Annotated in this window: 11 protein-coding genes; 4 read left to right on the top strand and 7 right to left on the bottom strand. The window is 71.4% G+C overall.

The window, feature by feature from the left end; genetic code table 11:
- Positions 1–17: 17 nt before the first annotated feature.
- Positions 18–1,289 (bottom strand): beta-ketoacyl-[acyl-carrier-protein] synthase family protein, encoded by a 1,272-nt coding sequence (locus ABZS58_RS41200; RefSeq protein ID WP_354789240.1) that lies wholly within the window; start codon positions 1,287–1,289, stop codon positions 18–20.
- Between the two features lie 266 nt (positions 1,290–1,555).
- On the opposite strand from ABZS58_RS41200, the gene ABZS58_RS41195 reads away from it, so the two are divergent.
- From ABZS58_RS41195 to ABZS58_RS41185, 3 genes are all read left to right on the top strand, one after another.
- A complete protein-coding gene (locus tag ABZS58_RS41195) occupies positions 1,556–2,257 on the top strand; it encodes an SDR family NAD(P)-dependent oxidoreductase (RefSeq protein WP_354789239.1) in 702 nt (233 codons plus the stop codon).
- A gap of 53 nt (positions 2,258–2,310) precedes the next feature.
- Positions 2,311–3,006, top strand: coding sequence for a TetR/AcrR family transcriptional regulator (locus ABZS58_RS41190; protein ID WP_354789238.1), 696 nt, complete (start codon positions 2,311–2,313; stop codon positions 3,004–3,006).
- A 146-nt stretch (positions 3,007–3,152) separates the two neighbouring features.
- Positions 3,153–4,019, top strand: coding sequence for an AfsR/SARP family transcriptional regulator (locus ABZS58_RS41185; protein WP_354789236.1), 867 nt, complete (start codon positions 3,153–3,155; stop codon positions 4,017–4,019).
- Here ABZS58_RS41185 and ABZS58_RS41180 read toward each other — a convergent pair.
- Genes ABZS58_RS41180 through ABZS58_RS41165 form a run of 4 tightly spaced genes read right to left on the bottom strand, consistent with a single transcriptional unit; the run spans position 3,997 to position 9,008 of the window.
- Entirely contained in the window at positions 3,997–5,601 is a 1,605-nt protein-coding gene (locus ABZS58_RS41180; protein ID WP_354789234.1) for an ABC transporter ATP-binding protein, read from the bottom strand. The two genes, ABZS58_RS41185 and ABZS58_RS41180, sit on opposite strands and share 23 nt — an antisense overlap.
- Positions 5,598–6,434 (bottom strand): ABC transporter permease, encoded by an 837-nt coding sequence (locus ABZS58_RS41175; RefSeq protein ID WP_354789232.1) that lies wholly within the window; start codon positions 6,432–6,434, stop codon positions 5,598–5,600. Before ABZS58_RS41175 ends, ABZS58_RS41180 begins: the two co-directional genes overlap by 4 nt.
- Positions 6,431–7,363 (bottom strand): ABC transporter permease, encoded by a 933-nt coding sequence (locus ABZS58_RS41170; protein ID WP_354789231.1) that lies wholly within the window; start codon positions 7,361–7,363, stop codon positions 6,431–6,433. The genes ABZS58_RS41175 and ABZS58_RS41170 overlap by 4 nt, the downstream gene beginning before the upstream one ends.
- Before the next feature lie 7 nt (positions 7,364–7,370).
- Positions 7,371–9,008, bottom strand: coding sequence for an ABC transporter substrate-binding protein (locus ABZS58_RS41165; protein WP_354789229.1), 1,638 nt, complete (start codon positions 9,006–9,008; stop codon positions 7,371–7,373).
- A 475-nt stretch (positions 9,009–9,483) separates the two neighbouring features.
- Between ABZS58_RS41165 and ABZS58_RS41160 the strand changes: the two genes are divergently transcribed.
- Positions 9,484–10,428, top strand: coding sequence for a septum formation family protein (locus tag ABZS58_RS41160; protein ID WP_354789228.1), 945 nt, complete (start codon positions 9,484–9,486; stop codon positions 10,426–10,428).
- A gap of 43 nt (positions 10,429–10,471) precedes the next feature.
- On the opposite strand, the gene ABZS58_RS41155 is transcribed toward ABZS58_RS41160, so the two are convergent.
- Together ABZS58_RS41155 and ABZS58_RS41150 are read right to left on the bottom strand one after the other, a co-directional pair.
- Entirely contained in the window at positions 10,472–11,959 is a 1,488-nt protein-coding gene (locus ABZS58_RS41155; protein WP_354789226.1) for a family 43 glycosylhydrolase, read from the bottom strand.
- Between the two features lie 23 nt (positions 11,960–11,982).
- Positions 11,983–14,439: a beta-L-arabinofuranosidase domain-containing protein gene (locus ABZS58_RS41150; protein ID WP_354789225.1), complete on the bottom strand. Its 2,457-nt coding sequence runs from the start codon at positions 14,437–14,439 to the stop codon at positions 11,983–11,985.
- Positions 14,440–14,465: the final 26 nt, after the last annotated feature.

Below are 14,465 nucleotides of genomic sequence, written 5' to 3'. Positions count from 1 at the left end.
ACTGCGCTCCAGGGCCCTCATGGTCTCACCAGCACCATGGCGCTCTGGAAGCCGCCGAAGCCGCTGCCGACGGACAGGACGGTGTCGGTGCGCTGTTCCCGTGCGTGCAGCGGCACGTAGTCCAGGTCGCATTCGGGGTCGGGTTCGTGCAGGTTCGCCGTCGGCGGGATGACGCCGTGCTCGATCGCGAGGGCGCTCGCGGCGATCTCGATGGAGCCGATCGCGCCGAGCGAGTGCCCGACCATCGACTTGATCGAGCTGACCGGGGTCCTGTACGCGTGCGCGCCGAGGCTCAGCTTCGCCGCGGCGGTCTCGTGCCGGTCGTTCTGCTTCGTGCCGGAGCCGTGGGCGTTGAGATAGTCCACGGCGGTCGGGTCGAGGCGGGCCTCGTCGAGCGCGACCCGGATCGCCTCGGCCATCTCGACCCCGTCGGGGCGCAGGCCGGTCATGTGGAAGGCGTTGGCGCGCCCGGCGAACCCCGCGATCTCGGCGTAGACCCGGGCGCCGCGGGCCCGTGCGGCGGTGAGCTCCTCCAGGACGAACACCGCCGAACCCTCACCGAGGACGAACCCGTCACGGCTGCGGTCGAACGGCCGCGAGGCGTGCTCGGGGTCGTCGTTGCGGGCGGTGGTTGCCTTGATGGCGTCGAAGCAGGCGACCGTGATCGGCGAGATCGGCGCGTCGGTGGCACCGGCCACGACGACGTCCGCGGACCCCTCGCGGATCAGGTCGGCGGCGTGGCCGAGGGCGTCGAGGCCGGACGTGCAGCCGGTCGACACGACCGCGGCGGGGCCTTCCGCGCCGGCCGCCCAGGCGACCTCGGCTGCGAGGGAGCTCGGCACCAGGTAGTCGTAGAGGTGCGGCACCGCGTAGCGCGGGTCGACGTGCCAGTGCCGGCCGGCGTCGCTGACCACCGCGTATTCGCGCTCCAGGCTGGTGGTCGCGCCGACGGCGCTGCCGATGACGGTCGCGGTCCGGCTCGGGTCGCGGGCGCCGAAGTCGAGGCCGCTGTCGGTGAGCGCCTCGCGGGCCGCGACGACGGCGAACTGCGCCGCCCGGTCCATCCGCCGGATCTCCTGCTGGGTCAGCCCGGCGGCCGCCGGGTCGAAGTCACACTCCGCGGCGACCCTGGAGCGGAACGCGCTCGCGTCGAACGCGGTGATGGTCCGGGTCGCGGTCCGCCCGCTGGTGAGCAGCGCCCAGAACGCCTTCGTGCCGACCCCGCCGGGAGCTACCACCCCGATGCCGGTGATCGCCACCCGGCGCCGGTCTCGCCTCGCATCTGCCATGCCACGACGCTGACAGTGCTCGATGGAGCGTCGCCCACGACCGAGCTGGAGACGGGCTCCAGGTGTTGTGTAGCACCGGTGCGGAGGCTGTCGGCAACGAGCGGCCCGCAGCGCCGCTCGCCGGGATCACAGGCGTCGGATCAGGCCGGCGCCGAAGTGAAGCGGAGGTGGCGGCAACAAGCAGGCCCGCAGCGGAGCGAGGAGCCGCACGTCGGGATCACAGGCGTCGGATCAGGCCAGCGCCGGAGCGAAGCGGAGGTGGCGGCATGAGTCTGGCAGGACGGGTGGCGGTGGTGACCGGGGGGACCCGGGGCCTCGGCAGGACGATCGCGGCGGCGTTGTCCGCGCACGGCGCGACGGTGGTGGTCGCGGCGCGGTCCGCGGAGCCGCCGGACGAGAAGGTGGACGTGACCGACCCGCACTCGGTGCGGGAGCTGTTCGACCGGGTCGAGGCGCGGCTGGGCCGCATCGACGTGGTCGTCGCCAACGCTGGGGTGAGCCGGCCCGGGCCGGTCGCGGGCCTGGCGCCGGACGCGTTCGCGGACGTGCTCACCACGAACGTGGCGGGCACGTTCCACACCGTGCAGGCCGCGGTCCCGGCGCTGCGACGGGCCGGTGGCGGGCGGATCCTGACGCTGTCGTCGGCCCTGGCGACGCGGGCGACGCCGGGAGCGGCGGCCTACAGCGCGTCGAAGGCGGCCGTCGAGGCGCTGACCCGCACGGCGGCGGTGGAGCTGGCGCCGCACGGGATCACGGTCAACTGCCTGTCGCCCGGGATCATCGCCGAGGGCATGGGCGAGCAGCTCATCGGCAACGCGGCGGTGTGGGCGAAGTACGGTCCCCGGCTCGCCTCGGGCCGACCCGGTCGCGGCGAGGAGGTCGCCGCGGTCGCGGTGTTCCTGGCCGGGGCGGCGGCCGGCTACGTCAACGGCAGCGTCGTGGACGTGCACGGCGGTCTGGACTGGTAGCGATCTGGACTGTACCGTCTAGTATGATCGGCGGGACGGGGAGGGTGATGCGCGTGGCTGGCACGACGACGGCGGCGCAGGTCACACTGCCCGAAAGCGCACCGAGAGGGCTGCCCGGCAAGCGCACCGCCATCATGCGGGCGGCGACCCGGATCTTCATCACCGCCGGCTATGAGCGCGCCAATCTCGACACGATCGCGGCCGAGGCGGGCGTGTCGAAGCAGACCATCTACAACCACTTCGGCGACAAGGAGCGGCTGTTCGTCGCGGTGGTCGACGAGGCGCGCACCGGCGCCGACCGGGACACCGAGCTCGACGAGTCGCTGCTGACCGACCCGGCCGCGCTGGAGGAGGACCTGTTGCGGCTCGGCCGGCAGTTCCTCGCCGCGACCCTCGACCCTGAGGTGTCGGCGTTGCGCCGGCTCATCATCGCCGAGGTGTCGCACCATCCGCAGTTGCACCGCTCGTGCGGCGCGGACGAGCCGCAGTCGGGGCCGAAGCTGCTGGGCTGGCTGATCCAGCGGGTCGCCGTGCTGACCGCCCAGGGCGTGCTGAGCGCCGACCGGCCGGACCGCGCGGCGGCGCATTTCGTGTCCCAGCTCACCTACGAGGGACAGCAGCGATCCAAATATGGCACGCTCCAGTTGTCCCCTTGGGAAATCGACGAGATCTGTGCGGACGCCACCGATCTTTTCCTGCGCGCTTATCGCGTTTCTCCTGCTCAATCACGTGCCAAAGGTCGCCGTTAGCGTCCGATTTCCTACCTTGACCGTAGTATTTGCCTGCGATAGTCTTCAATACAAGCGGTAACGCCGAATCAACGACCGCGCCCAATCCTGCAAAGAAGCAAGCGGCGAAGTCGGACCAAAATCCTATTAATCCGATAGGAGACATCGTGAAACTGGGAGTTCTTGGCCCGCTGCTGTTGTGCGCTGACGGAGCGATCCAGGTGCCGACCGCACCGAAACAACGTCAGCTGCTCGCGCTGCTGCTGCTCAATGCCAACCAGGTGGTGCCGGTGAGCCAGTGCATCGAGGAGCTGTGGGAATACAACCCACCCGCGAGCGCCGTGTCGACGCTGCACACGTACATCATGCAGCTGCGCCGCGCGCTGCGCCTCGGCAATGACAGCGAGCCCAAAATCGGCACCGGCTGCGCCGGGCGGCTCGTCACCCGCGACCGCGGTTACCTGTTCGTGTCCCGGCAGGGCGAGCTGGACGTCGACGCGTTCGAGGACCGGCTCCGCGAGAGCCGCCAGGCCCTCAGCGACGGCGACGACCCGGCCGCCGCGATGGCGCTGCGCGACGCCCTCGCGGTGTGGCGCGGCCCGGCGCTCGTCGACGTGCAGCCCGGGCCGGTGCTGCGCACATGGCTGGCCAGCCTCGAGGAGAGTCGCCTGTCCACCATCGAGCGCCGCATCGAGGTCGACCTGCGGCTCGGCCGGCACCAGGAGCTCATCGGCGAGCTCAGCGCGCTGGTCGAGCGGCACCCGGTCCACGAGAACCTGCACGCGCACCTGATGCTGGCGCTCTACCGCTCCGGCCGGCAGGTGCACGCGCTGGAGGTCTTCACCCGCCTGCGGACGGTCCTGTCCGACGAGCTGGGCCTGGAGCCCTCGCCGGCGCTGCGCCGCCTGCACCAGGCCGTGCTCTCCTTCGACCCGGCACTCGAAGCGCCGCCGGTGCACGTGCCGTCACGCTTCTCCATCGACCTCGACCTGGGTCGCATCCGCCGGGTGCTCAGCGAGCCGTGCCGGGTGTGACGACGTCCAGCCGCGGGACGGCCGCGAGCAGCTCCCGGGTATAGGGGTGGACGGGCGCGGCGAACACCGGCCCGACCGGTCCGTGCTCCACGATGACGCCGTCGCGCATGACGGCGACCCGGTCGCAGAGATGATGCACCACCCCGAGATCGTGCGAGATGAACAGCATCGCCACGCCCAGCTCCGCCCGCAGATCGGTCAGCAGATCCAGGACCTGCGCCTGGATCGACACGTCGAGGGCGGACACGGGCTCGTCGCAGACCAGCAGCGCCGGGCCGGGCGCCAGGGCGCGGGCGATCGCGACCCGCTGCCGCTGGCCGCCGGACAGCTCGATCGGCCGCCGGTCGAGCACCGCGGCGCCGAGCCCGACCTGGTCCAGGAGCTGCAGGACGCGGCGGCGCCGGTCGCGGCGCGGGTGGCCGATGACGCCGAGCGGCTCGGCGACGATGCGTTCCACCGGGTGCCGCGGGTCGAAGGAGCTCAGCGGATCCTGGAAGACGACGCCGATCCTGCGCCGCAGCGGCCGGCGGTCGCGCTCCCGCAGGGCGCTCCACGGGCGGCCCTCGAGGAGCACGTCGCCGCCGTCCGGGGCGAGCAGCCCGAGCGCGACCCGGGCGACCGTGCTCTTGCCCGACCCCGACTCGCCGACCAGGCCGAGGATCTCGCCTGGGTGCAACGTGAGCGAGACGTCCCGCACCGCCACGCGGGAGCCGAAGTGTTTCGTGAGGCCACGCGCTTCGAGCACCGGCTGCCGCTGTACCGATGCCGCACGGGCGACCCGAGGGGCCTGACCTCCTGACAGCCGGGTGCCCCGGGGGTGCGCGCCGGGGACCGCGGCGAGCAGCTGGCGGGTGTACGGGTGCTGCGGGTCGCCGAGGACCTGCGCGGTCGGCCCGGCCTCGACGACGACCCCGTCGCGCATCACCGCGGTGCGGTCCGCGAGCCCGGCGACGACGGCCAGGTCGTGGCTGATCAGCAGCAGCGCCGTGCCGGTCGCCTTGCGCTGGGCGAGCAGCGCGAGGATCTGCGCCTGGACGGTGACGTCGAGGGCGGTGGTCGGCTCGTCGGCGATGAGCAGCGACGGCCCGGCCGCGATCGCCGAGGCGATGAGGGCGCGCTGCCGCAGCCCGCCGGACAGCTCGTGCGGATGCTGTCGTGCCCGCTGCTCGGGCTCGGGGACACCGACCTCTGCGAGCAGTTCCAGCACTCTGGCGCGGCGGTCGTCGTGGTCGCCCAGGGCTTCGGCGATCTCGGCACCGACGGTGCGCAGCGGGTCGAGTGAGACGAGGGCGTCCTGCAGCACGAGCCCGATCTGCCGGCCGCGGACCGCCCGCCAGCCGCGGGGCCCGATGGTCAGCAGGTCGCGCCCGGCGAACTCCAGGCGACCGGCCTCGATGTCGCTTCCCGGCCCGGTGAGGCCGACGAGGGTGCGGGCGGTGACGCTCTTGCCGGACCCGGACTCCCCGACGATCGCGAGGCACTCCCCCTTCCCGACGGTGAAGGAGACGCCGCGGACGGCCTCGACCCGCCGCCGTCCACTGTGGAAGGTCACGCGGAGGTCCTCGACCCGCAGCAGTGTCATCGGACTCCTTCGAAACGGCGTTGCCAGCGGCGGCCGAGGACGGTCACGGCGACCACGGTGACGGTGATGGCCAGGCCCGGGAACACGCCGACCCACCAGGCGGTGGACAGGAAGTCGCGGCCGTCGGCGAGCATCGCGCCCCATTCGGGGGTCGGCTGGCGCGGGCCGAGGCCGAGGAAGCTCAGCGACGAGCCGATGATGATGGCGCTGCCGGTGCCGAGCGTCGCGAGGACCAGCACGGGGCCGAGCGAGTTCGGCAGCACGTGCCGCCAGACGAGGCCGGCGGGGCGCACGCCGATCGCGACGGCGCTGGTGACGTAGTCGGCCCGGCGCACCGACAGCGCCTGCCCGCGGATCATCCTGGCGTAGCCGGGGACGGCCGCGAACGCGATCGCGACGAGCTCGCTGACCGGCCCGGGCCCGAGGACCGCGATGACGAGCAGCGCGAGGAGGATCCCCGGCAGGGCGAGGAGCACGTCGACGGCGCGCATGAGGACCTCGTCGACGATCCGCCCGCCGAGCGCGGACAGCAGACCGAGCACCGTGCCCGCGACGACGGCGAGGAGGGTCGCGGCGATGCCGGTGACGAGCGAGATCCGGGCACCGTGCACGATGCGGGTGAACACGTCCCGGCCGAGCTGGTCGGTGCCGAGCCAGTGGGTGCCGTCGGGGGCGCGCAGGGCGATGATCGGGTCGACCTCGTCCGGTCCGGTGCGGGTGAGCAGGCCGGGTGCGAGGACGGCGAGGAGCAGCAGGGCCAGGACGATCCCGGCGGCGACGACCCCGGCGGTCGGCACCCTGGGGACCCGTCTCGTCGTGTCCACGATGGTCACGGCGATGCTCCCCGCAGCCGTGGGTCGATGACGCGGTACAGGCCGTCGACCGCCGTGCTGACGGCGACGAACACCACCGCGACGAACAGCACCATGGCGATGACGACCGGGAAGTCGCGGCTGCTGATCGCGGCCAGGGTGACCCGGCCGAGGCCGGGCCGGGCGAAGACGGTCTCGACGAGCACGGCGCCGCCGAGCAGGTGCCCGACGAGCCACCCGGACAGCGTGACCGCCGGGCTCAGCCCGTGCCGCAGCACGTGCCGGGCCCGCAGCGTGAACTCCGTGACGCCTCTGGCCCGCACCGACACGACGAACGGCTGCCGGAGCGCGCCCTCCATCCCGTCGCGCAGCACCTGGGTGAGGATCGCGCCGACGGGGACGGCGAGGGTCACGGCGGGCAGGATCAGCGCTGCCGGGCCCTGGTCGACGCCGACGGGCACAAGCCGCAGCCGGAACGCGAACACCGACAGCAGCAGCAGCCCGAGCCAGAAGCTCGGCGTGGACACCGCGACCAGCTCGGCCGCCTGCGCGATCCCGCGGGCGGCCCGCCACCGGCCGGCGGTGAGCGTGGCGACGAGCACCGCCCCGGCGAACGCGAGGACCGTCGCGGCGAGCGCGAGCTGCACCGTCGGCCACACCTGCTCGCCGATGATCGTGCTGACCGGCTGCTGCAGCTGGTACGACCGGCCGAGATCCCCGGTGGCGAGCCGGCCCAGGTAGCGCGCGTACCGCACCGGCAGCGGCAGATCGAGGCCCATCTCGTGCCGGATCAGGTCCATCGTCTGCGGCGTGGCCGGCGCGCTGCCCACCAGGGCGCGCGCCGGGTCACCGGGGATGAGCTCCATCGCGAGGAAGGTGACGGTGGCGGCGCCGACGAGCACGCCGATCCCGCCGGCGAGCCGGCGCAGCAGCCACCGCACCTGGCTCACTTCGCGCTCATTTGCTCAGCCAGGCATCGTAGAGCAGCGGGAACGACGCCGGGTCCGACCGCAGGCCGTGCACCTTCGTCGACGCGGCCAGCAGGTACGCGGGCACGTAGACGGGGAACGCGACGGCGTGCTCCTGCACCCACAGCTGGGTCCTGCTGTAGGCGTCCTTGCGCTTGGCGTCGTCGGCGGTCGCGGCGGCACCGTTGACCCACCCGTCGACCTCGGCGTTGTTGACCCACGAGATGTTCTGGCCGGTGAGCGGCTTGCTGGTGGAGGCGTAGAAGATGCGCAGCAGGTCAGGGTCGGCCCGGGTCCAGCTCTCGTCGAAGATGTCGTACTGGGCCTTCGCGACGAGCCCGAACAGCTCCGCGGTCTGCACGCTGGTCCGCACGACCTCGATCCCGATCTTCTTCTCCGCCGCCTGCACCGCCTGGGCGAACGTGCCGCGCTGCTGGACGGCGGCCTGCTGCTGGGTGTACGGCCAGGCCACCGCGAGCCGTTTGCCGTTCTTCGTCCGGTAGCCGTCGGCGTCGCGCGCGGTCCAGCCGGCGTCGTCGAGGAGCTTGTTCGCGGCGGCCTCGTCGTACTTGGTCCTCTGCTCCAGCGACGGCTCGTAGTACTTCGTGTTCGGCGACAGGAAGCTCCACGCCCGCCTGTACTGTCCGAAGTAGACACTCTTGACGAGCGTGTCGACATCGAGGGCCCGCTGGAAGGCGAGGCGGACCTTCTCGTCGTCGAACGGCGCCCGCGACGTGTTCGGGAACAGCGTGTAGACGGCCCCCTGCGCGTCGGTGCGGATCAGCTGCAGGCTCGTGTTCGCCTGGACGGCGGCGACGTTGGGCACCGGCACGGCGCTGATCCCCTGCACCTCACCGCTGGTGAGCGTGCCGAGCCGGGTCGCGCTCTCCGACAGGAACCGGATGACCACCTTCTCCAAGTGCGCGGGCCCGGCGTGCTTCGCGTTCGGCGGCGCCGACGGGTAGCTGGGGCTGCGCGTCAGCGTCACGTTCTGCTGCCGGGTGTGACTGGCGAACACGAACGGCCCCGACCCGACGACGTGCTCACACAACGCGCCCGCGTAGTCGGTGAACGCCTTCGGCGACTGGATCCCGAGGTACGCGGTACTGGCCGCCTGCAGGAACGGCTGGAACGGCGCGCTGAACCTCACCTCGGCCGTGTGCTCGTCGACGACGGTGGTGCCGGTGTACGGCCCGATCAGCGTGCTCGCGTACTGCGACTTGGTCTCCTTGGCCACGATCCGGTCGAAGTTCGCCTTCACCGCGGCCGCGTCGAACTTCGTCCCGTCGTGGAACGTCACGTCGGTGCGCAGGTCGAACGTGTACGTCCTCAGGTCGTCGGACACCTTCCACGACTTCGCCAGCCACGGCTTGAAGCTGCCGTCGGCGTCCTGCACCACGAGCGAGTCCACGACCCCGCGGGTGATGAACGCGGTCGCGTCGGCCAGGCTCACGTGCGGGTCGAGGCAGCTGGGCTCGGAGTCGATCGCGTAGTTGAACGTCCCACCGGCGACCGGCGCCCCTTCGTCCTTCGCCCCTTCCCCGGCCGCGGGCGTCGACCCGCACCCGGCGACGGCTAACAGTGCGAGCGCGGTAGCGGCGGCCGCCATGGTGCGGAGCTGTCTCATATCGGAAGGTCCTGTCGTCGACACCGGCATGGGGGATGTCGCCCAGCGTGATCGAGCCGGGTGGATCTTCCGCACAGTTTCGCTACAGCCTCGCTACAGCCCCGCTGGAGAACGCCGCCAGCCGCGGCCGTACCGGCGCTGCATCGACAACCGTCACGCTGCCTGGCGTGGACATTCTCCGCCGCATCGGCGCCTACCTGCTACGAGCCATCGTCGACCTCGGCTACGACATCAGCCCGGTCCCGCTCCCCCGCCGCGAAGACCGCGACAACGCACCGTGACCGCCGCGCCCGACCGGGCCGCGGCGCCCGTCCCGCCGGGCCACGCCCGGGTGGGCCCGTTCCGCCGGCGGCCGCGGCCGGCCACTCGACGGCCGGACCCTCGAAACGCGCGCCGAACGGGTGTTGACAACGTGCGGGCGCGGCGAAGACAGTCATGATCTCCACTGTTCGGTGGGTACACGGGGAGACTGACGATGATGACGCGGGTCCGGACAGCGGTCGCTGCCGTCCTTGCCGGTGCGGTGCTCGGGGTGTCCGGCTGCGACCGGAACGCCCCCGGCACCGACGGTGACCTGTTCGACGGCTGGCAGCCGCTGGCCGCGCCGGGGGCGGCGGAGCCGGGCACGGCCGTGCCGCGCGCCGGGATGTGCCTGGACAGCCCGACGAGGACACCGTTCGATCCGGGCTTCGTGCAGGCCACCCCGATCGAGTGCGAGCGCGGGCACGCGCTCGAGGTGGTGCTGGTCGGCACCGTCGACGGCAGCGCCGCGCAGGCGGACGAACCGCCGGCGGCGGGCAGCGAGGCGTTCCAGGCCGCGTACGCCGCGTGCAGCACGGCGGTCAGCGACTACGTGGGCGGCGACTGGCACACCGGCATGCTCGGCATCGACGTGCAGGTGCCGAACCGCGACCAGTGGCGGGAGGGCCGCCGGGCCTACGTCTGCACGGTCTTCACGTCGACCAACGCCATGGGCGTGATGTCCCTGACGTCCGCGTCGCTGAAGGGCTCACTGGCCGGGAACGCGCCGCAGGCGATCCGCTGCCTGGCCGTCAACGGCACCAAGGCCGCCGACGGCTGGTGGGACCGGGTCTACGCGCTGGCGCAGATCGACTGCGCGAAGCCGCACGGGGCCGAGTTCGTCGGCACCGTGCAGCTCGCCGCCGGCGGTGCCCTCCCCGCCGAGGAGGTCCTGGAGGACTGGTCGGTCGACCGCTGCAACGCCCTCATCGCCAAGTACCTGGGCATCACCGCCGACCGGTTCGAGGACCGGGCCGACATCGGGGTCTTCTGGGACGTCATGGACCAGAACCGTTGGAACTCCGGCGACCGGCACCGGCGCTGCTTCGCGCTGTTCTACCCGGGCAAGAACGTCCGCGCCTCCATCAAGGGGCTCGGCACCAAGGCTCTGCCGGTCTGACGGAGTGCCCCGGCGCCCGAGGAGGGCGCCGGGGCGACGACCGTCAGGAAGCGGGCTCGCCCGACGGGACGGCGATCTGCGCGCCGAGGGCGACCGGGACACCGAAGTTGGGGGTGCCGTCGGCGTTCCAGGTGAACTTCTGGGCGCGGGTGCTGCGGTTCATGTCGCAGCCGCCGCTGGCAGAGCTGTTGGCGTGGTAGACGATCCAGTCCTCGGTGCCGTCGGGCGACTTGAAGAAGCCGTTGTGGCCGGGGGCGTAGACCGAGTTGGCGTTGGAGCGCTGGAACACCGGGTTCGGGGACTTCACCCACGACGAGGAGCTCAGCGGGTCGCCGCCGTTGTAGGTGAGCATGCCGAGCTTGTAGTCCGGGGTCGAGCAGTGGCTGGCGGAGTAGACGATGAAGGTCTTGCCGTTGCGGGTGAGGACCTCGGCGCCCTCGTTGACGGCGCCGCCGACCGTCTCCCAGCTGTAGGTGGGCGTGGACAGGATGCGGCGGGTGCCGCTGGCCGTCCACGGGTTGCTCAGCGGGCGGATGAACATCGGCTGCGAGCCGTTGTAGAACGTGCCGAGCAGGTACAGCTGACCGTTGAGCTGCAGGATGCTCGGGTCGAGCTCCCACGTGTTGTCAGAAGCCGGGTCGAGCAGGTCGGCCTTGAACGTGTAGGGGCCCATCGGGTCGAGCCCGGCGCTTTCCAGCACGTGGATGCGCTGGGTGCCCAGGTTGTACGGCTCGGCGCCGGCCGTGTAGTAGAAGTACCACCGCTGACCGTTCGGGCCGTTGAGCAGGTGGAACTCGGGCGCCCACATGGTGCCCGCGCCGTTGGGCCGGGTCAGGTTGAAGATGACCGTCTCGGGCGCGGTGGCCAGGCCGCCGAGGGTGCGGCTCTTGCGCATCGTGATGGTGCGGTTCCACGTCGTGGATGCCAGGTAGTAGTAGCCGCTGTAGTAGGTGAGCCACGGGTCGGGGCCCTGCGGGTCGAGCGGGTTGGCGAACGTCCTGGTCGTCGTCGTGCCACCGTTGTACGACGGCAGCCGCCACACCTGGTTGGCCGCCGAGGAGCACGTCAGCTGGACCAGACCGGCGGACGCCGGGGTGACGCATTTGCCGGACTCGACGGCGACGATGTTGAACGTGTTCGTGACGCCGGAGACGGTGACCGTCTGCAGCCGGAACTGCTGGTTGGTCTGGCTGTTACAGGTGTACTGGATGATCGTCGCGTTGTCCGCGGTGGACCGCCCGGTCACGTCGACGCACGAGCCGGAGGTCAACGTGCTGATGGTGTAGGTGCCGGTCACGTTCGCCACCGGGACGAACGTGAAGTTCTGGCTCGTGGCGCCGTTGCAGCCGGCCAGGACGAGCTGCAGGACGTTGGTCGGCGCGCCGTTCGGGATGTTGGCGCACTGGCCGGTGGGCTGGCTGACGACGGTGCTGGTGAACGTGACCGGCGCGGCGGCGGCCGCCGTCGGCCAGTTCAGAATGGGAATGGTCACCGCGGCGAGCACGGCGAGCACAGTGGACCGGTGCAGCATGAGCGCTCCTTTCGGGGTCAAGGTCAGGTGCCGCTGGACGCGAAGCCGGCCACCTCGGCGGCCGTGAGGGCGCGGCTGTAGAGGCGGAGGCTGTCGACGGCGCCGGTGAGGTACGGGTCGGCGTACTGCGACCGCCCGACCCAGTTCTGCGTGGTGGAGCCGAGGCTGGCGGGGCTGAGCGTCATCCCGGTGTTGCGGGCGACCTCCGCGCCGTTGACGTAGAGCACGCCGAGACTGCCGTCGCGGGTGACCGCGACGTGTGTCCACGCCCCGGCCGGCAGCGCGGCGGGTGCGTCGATGCGCTGCTCGCCGCCGGCACCGGTCGCGGTGATGGCGAACCGGGCCGTGCCGGAGCCGGATCGGGCCACCAGGAACATGTTGACGCCGGTGCCGCTGCCGAAGTCGAAGACGCGGGCCCAGTTGGTGAGCGCGTCGACCCGCACCCACAGCGCGATCGAGAAGTTCGTGGCGCCGGCCAGGATTCCCGACGGCAGCGCCACGTATCCGCTGGTGCCGTTGAGGTTCACGGCGCTGCCGGTGCGGCCCGTCACGTAGGTGCCGTTGACGACCGTGGCGGTGCGCCCGCCGCCGGTGGCGTCGTTGCCGTTGCCGTCGAACAGGTAATGCGCGACGAACTGCGGCAGCGGCGGGTTGGTGTTGACCGACCAGTAGACGCTGTAGCGCTGGCCGTGCACCTTGTAGAACGGCTGGAGGGTGACCCCGCCCGCGGTGTACTGCAACGGGGTCGCCGTCGCGGTCAGCGTGGCGGGGTTGAGCACCGGCAGCGCCGAGAGGTTGTTCGTGCCGAACAGTCCGCCGAGGACGATCGGGCCGACCTTCACCGCCTGGACGCTGCTGTTGTCGTTCGTGGCCTCACGGTTCAGCGCCATCGGCAGGCTCACCTCGACGACGTCGCCGGACGCCCAGGTGCGGCTGATCGTGGCGAACGAACCCGGCGCGGGCGCGGCCTGCGCCGTCCCGTTGACCCGGACCGTCGCACCGCTGGCCCACGAAGGGATGCGGACCTTCATGGTGAACGTGCCGGAGCCGGTCACCGTCAGCCGGGTCGACGGCGTCTCCGGGAAGCCGGTCTCCTGGCGGACCGTGACGCCCCGCGCCGACCACGTCAGCACCGACGGGATGAACAGGCTCACGTACAGCGTGCTCGCACCGTCGTGGAAGTAGATGCTGTCGCCGAACTTGGTGCTGCTCTCCATGCCGGTGCCGTGGCAGCAGACGAAACTGTTGTAGTCGTTGCTGTAGGTCTTGATCCCACCGGCACGCAGCGGCACGTAGTAGCACTGGAAGCCGTGCGCGGAGTTCGGGTCCTGCGACGCCAGGATGTGGTTGTAGAGGGCCTTCTCGTAGTAGTCGAGGTAGTCCACTCTGGACGGGTCGGTGAAGAACAGCTGCCGGGTCAGCTTCAGCATGTTGTGCGTGTTGCAGCACTCGGCGGTCGTGTCGGACAGCTCGCTGGCGATGCGGTCCGGTGCCTTGAAGTATTCGCCGTTGGAGTTGCCGCCGATCGCGTAGCTGTGCCGGCGGGTCACGATGTCCCAGAAGTTGACCGCGATCGTGCGGTAGCGAACGGTCCCGGTCGCGTGGTATTCGCGGATCGCGCCGATGACCTTCGGGATCTGGGTGTTGGCGTGGTAGTTGTTCAGGGCGTCGGTGCCGGCGGCGAGGGGGTCGAAGACCTCGGCGTGGTCGAACTGCTGCGCCGCGGCGAGGTGCGCGGCGTTGCCGGTCAGCTGGTAGAGGTTGGTGAGGACCTCGTTCATGCCGCCGAACTCGGTGTCCAGCATGTTCTGGCGTTGAGTCTGGGTCAGCCGGTCGTTGCGGAACTTGACCCACGCCGCCATGCCGGTGAGGACGGTCAGCGCCTGGGCGTTGCCGGCCAGCAGGTGCATGTCCAGCAGCCCGGCGAAGAGCTTGTGCAGCGTGTAGTAGGGCGCCCACACGGCCTGCCGCGCCTCGACCCGGTCGATGAAACTTTCCGGGAACGCGCTGAGGTAGCCGGTGTTGTAGCCGGCGGTGACGGCGCGGGACTGGCACTGGGCGAGGACGGTGACGAGCTGGTCGCCCTTGGTCTTGAACGCGGTGTTGCCGGTGCTGGCGTACGCCTGGGCGAGCGCGGACAGGATGTGGCCGGTGGAGTGCCCGCGCAGCTCGGTGGTCGGTGACTCCCAGCCGCCGCACGGGGTGGCGGACGAGGCGAGGCCCACGTTGAGGCGGAACGTGTGCAGCAGCCGGTCGTTGTCCAGGAACAGCAGGTAGGACTGGATGCGGCCGGCGGCGGCGGTGAACGGGCTGGTGAGCAGCTGCACGGCGGTGAGCGGGAACGCGTAGGCCGAGACGCCGGTGTCGGGCCTTGCCGCGGCGGCTTCACCGGACAGCAGCAGCGGTGCGACGGCGGTGGCGGCGCCGGCGACGACGGTGGTCCGCAGCACGCTGCGGCGGCTCACCGGTGGTGAGGACATGGATTCCTCCCGAGGGTATGGGGTGT

This window comes from Dactylosporangium sp. NPDC005555 (assembly GCF_040605635.1).
In the GTDB taxonomy this organism is placed as follows: domain Bacteria; phylum Actinomycetota; class Actinomycetes; order Mycobacteriales; family Micromonosporaceae; genus Dactylosporangium.
This window is presented reverse-complemented; position numbering and strand designations above follow the sequence as displayed.

Bases quoted from the DNA above. Each gene is read 5' to 3' on its own strand.
- ABZS58_RS41200 (WP_354789240.1), bottom strand. From the start codon at position 1,289: ATGGCAGATGCGAGGCGAGACCGGCGCCGGGTGGCGATCACCGGCATC.
- ABZS58_RS41160 (WP_354789228.1), top strand. From the start codon at position 9,484: ATGATGACGCGGGTCCGGACAGCGGTCGCTGCCGTCCTTGCCGGTGCG.
- ABZS58_RS41165 (WP_354789229.1), bottom strand. From the start codon at position 9,008: ATGAGACAGCTCCGCACCATGGCGGCCGCCGCTACCGCGCTCGCACTG.
- ABZS58_RS41155 (WP_354789226.1), bottom strand. From the start codon at position 11,959: ATGCTGCACCGGTCCACTGTGCTCGCCGTGCTCGCCGCGGTGACCATT.
- ABZS58_RS41195 (WP_354789239.1), top strand. From the start codon at position 1,556: ATGAGTCTGGCAGGACGGGTGGCGGTGGTGACCGGGGGGACCCGGGGC.
- ABZS58_RS41150 (WP_354789225.1), bottom strand. From the start codon at position 14,439: ATGTCCTCACCACCGGTGAGCCGCCGCAGCGTGCTGCGGACCACCGTC.
- ABZS58_RS41180 (WP_354789234.1), bottom strand. From the start codon at position 5,601: ATGACACTGCTGCGGGTCGAGGACCTCCGCGTGACCTTCCACAGTGGA.